General features: G+C 70.6%; 3 protein-coding genes. All 3 read left to right on the forward strand.

Annotated features, from left to right (window positions below; translation table 11 throughout):
• The coding region (locus tag ACFPZI_RS11385) for a M16 family metallopeptidase (RefSeq protein WP_381361713.1) at positions 1–1311 on the forward strand (1311 nt) is incomplete at its 5' end.
• Between the two features lie 55 nt (positions 1312–1366).
• Entirely contained in the window at positions 1367–2119 is a 753-nt protein-coding gene (dapB, locus tag ACFPZI_RS11390; RefSeq protein ID WP_381361715.1) for a 4-hydroxy-tetrahydrodipicolinate reductase, read from the forward strand.
• A 15-nt stretch (positions 2120–2134) separates the two neighbouring features.
• Positions 2135–2578 carry a tetratricopeptide repeat protein gene (locus ACFPZI_RS11395; protein WP_381361717.1) on the forward strand — a complete coding sequence of 148 codons (444 nt, stop codon included), beginning with the start codon at positions 2135–2137 and terminating at the stop codon, positions 2576–2578.
• Positions 2579–2691 lie beyond the last annotated feature (113 nt).

The following is a 2691-nucleotide window of genomic DNA, read 5'->3' on the forward strand; positions in this document are numbered from 1 at the left end:
ACCCTCATCCAGGGCGAGAACGGCATCGGTACCGTCCGCAGGACCACCCTCCCCGGCGGGCTGCGCGTCGTCACCGAGACCCTCCCCTCGGTCCGCTCGGCGACCTTCGGCATCTGGGCGCACGTCGGCTCCCGTGACGAGACCCCCGCCCTGAACGGCGCCACCCACTACCTGGAGCACCTGCTCTTCAAGGGCACGCACCGCAGGTCCGCCCTGGACATCTCCGCCGCCATCGACGCCGTCGGCGGCGAGATGAACGCGTTCACGGCCAAGGAGTACACGTGCTACTACGCGCGCGTGCTCGACACCGACCTGCCGCTCGCCATTGACGTGGTCTGCGACATGCTGACCGGCTCCCGCATCCTCGAGGAGGACGTCGACATCGAACGCGGCGCGATCCTCGAAGAGATCGCGATGACCGAGGACGACCCCGGCGACGGTGTGCACGACCTGTTCGCGCACACCATGTTCGGCGACAACCCGCTGGGCCGCCCCGTCCTCGGCACGGTCGACACGGTCAACGCCCTCACCGCCGACCGCATCCGCCGCTTCTACAAGAAGCACTACGACCCGACCCACCTCGTGGTCGCCTGTGCGGGCAACATCGATCACGAGCAGGTCGTACGTCAGGTCCAGGCCGCCTTCGAGGCGGCCGGCGCGCTCAAGGACCCGGAGGCCCAGCCGATCGCCCCGCGCGGCGGACGGCGCACGCTGCGCACCGCGGGCCGTGTCGAGGTGATCGACCGGAGGACCGAGCAGGCGCACATCCTCCTCGGCATGCCGGGCCTGTCCCGCACCGACGAGCGCCGGTGGGCCCTCGGCGTGCTCAACACGGCCCTCGGCGGTGGCATGTCCTCCCGCCTGTTCCAGGAGGTCCGGGAGAAGCGGGGCCTGGCCTACAGCGTGTACTCGTACACCTCCGGATTCGCCGACTGCGGCCTGTTCGGCGTGTACGCCGGGTGCAGGCCGTCCCAGGTGCACGACGTGCTGAAGATCTGCCGCGACGAACTCGACCAGGTCGCCGAGCACGGTCTGCCCGACGACGAGATACGGCGCGCCATCGGCCAGCTCCAGGGCTCCACCGTCCTCGGCCTGGAGGACACCGGCGCGCTGATGAACCGTATCGGCAAGAGCGAACTGTGCTGGGGCGACCAGATGTCGGTCGACGACATGCTGGCCCGGATAGCCTCGGTCACCATGGACGATGTCCGCGCGGTCGCCCGCGACGTCCTGGGACAGCGGCCCTCGCTGTCGGTCATCGGCCCGCTCAAGGACAAGCAGGCGGCCAGGCTGCACGACACCGTCGCCTAGGGCCTGTCCGGCCAAACCCCACGGTTTCGACCTCTCCGGTAAGGAAGCAAGGAAGATGAGCAAGCTGCGTGTGGCGGTCCTCGGAGCCAAGGGCCGTATCGGGTCCGAGGCGGTACGGGCCGTAGAGGCCGCCGACGACATGGAACTGGTGGCCGCGCTCGGCCGGGGCGACCGGCTGGAGACCCTTGTCGAGACCGGCGCCCAGGTCGCCGTCGAACTGACCACCCCCGCCTCGGTCATGGGCAACCTCGACTTCTGCGTACGCCACGGCATCCACGCGGTCGTCGGCACCACCGGCTGGACCGACGACCGCCTCGCGCAGCTGACGGGCCTGCTCGACCAGTCCCCGGAGACGGGTGTGCTCATCGCACCGAACTTCTCCATCGGCGCCGTGCTGACCATGAAGTTCGCGCAGATCGCGGCCCCGTACTTCGAGTCCGTCGAGGTCGTCGAGCTGCACCACCCGAACAAGGTGGACGCCCCCAGCGGCACCGCCACCCGCACCGCCCAGCTCATCGCCGAGGCCCGTCGCAAGGCCGGCAGCGCCCCCGCCCCGGACGCCACGGTCACCGCTCTGGACGGCGCCCGCGGCGCCGACGTGGACGGCGTTCCGGTGCACGCCGTCCGGCTGCGTGGCCTGCTGGCCCACCAGGAGGTCCTGCTCGGCGCTGAGGGCGAGACCCTCACCGTCCGCCACGACTCCCTGCATCACAGCAGCTTCATGCCGGGCATTCTGCTAGGCGCCCGCCGCGTGGTGACCACTCCCGGCCTGACCTTCGGCCTGGAACACTTCCTCGACCTGAACTGAGCCCGAGCCCACTCCATGCGCGCGAAGATCTCCTACGCCATCACGGCCGCCGTCCTGGTCGTCTACTTCGTCCTGGTCGGCAGCCGCGGTGTGCTCCTCATCCAGGCCGGAACGCCCCTCACCGTCGCCTTCGGCGTGGCGGTGCTCGTCCTGCCGGTCATCGGCGTGTGGTTCCTGTGGAAGAACACCGAGTTCGTCCGCAACGCCAACCGGCTCGCCGCCGAGCTCGACGCCCAGGGCGGACTACCCGTGGACGAGCTCAAGCGCCTGCCCAGCGGCCGTGTCGACCGTGACTCGGCCGACGAGGTCTTCGCCCGGCGCAAGGCCGAGACGGAGGACGCCCCCGACGACTGGCGCAGCTGGTTCCGGCTCGCCGTCGCTTACCACGACGCCCGGGACACCCCGCGCGCCCGCAAGGCGATGCAACGCGCGATCGCCCTGCGCAAGACGGCCCCCTGACGTCTCGCCGAGCCGGTGTCCCCTCCGGCGCCCGAGCACAACAGGGCGACCGCGGCGGGACTACTGCGACAGGACGACCGAAGCAGGGCAGAAAGCGACCCGGGGTCCGGTCC

Origin of the sequence: Streptomyces chlorus (assembly GCF_042655885.1) — a bacterium.
GTDB classification, from domain to species: Bacteria; Actinomycetota; Actinomycetes; order Streptomycetales; family Streptomycetaceae; genus Streptomyces; species Streptomyces chlorus.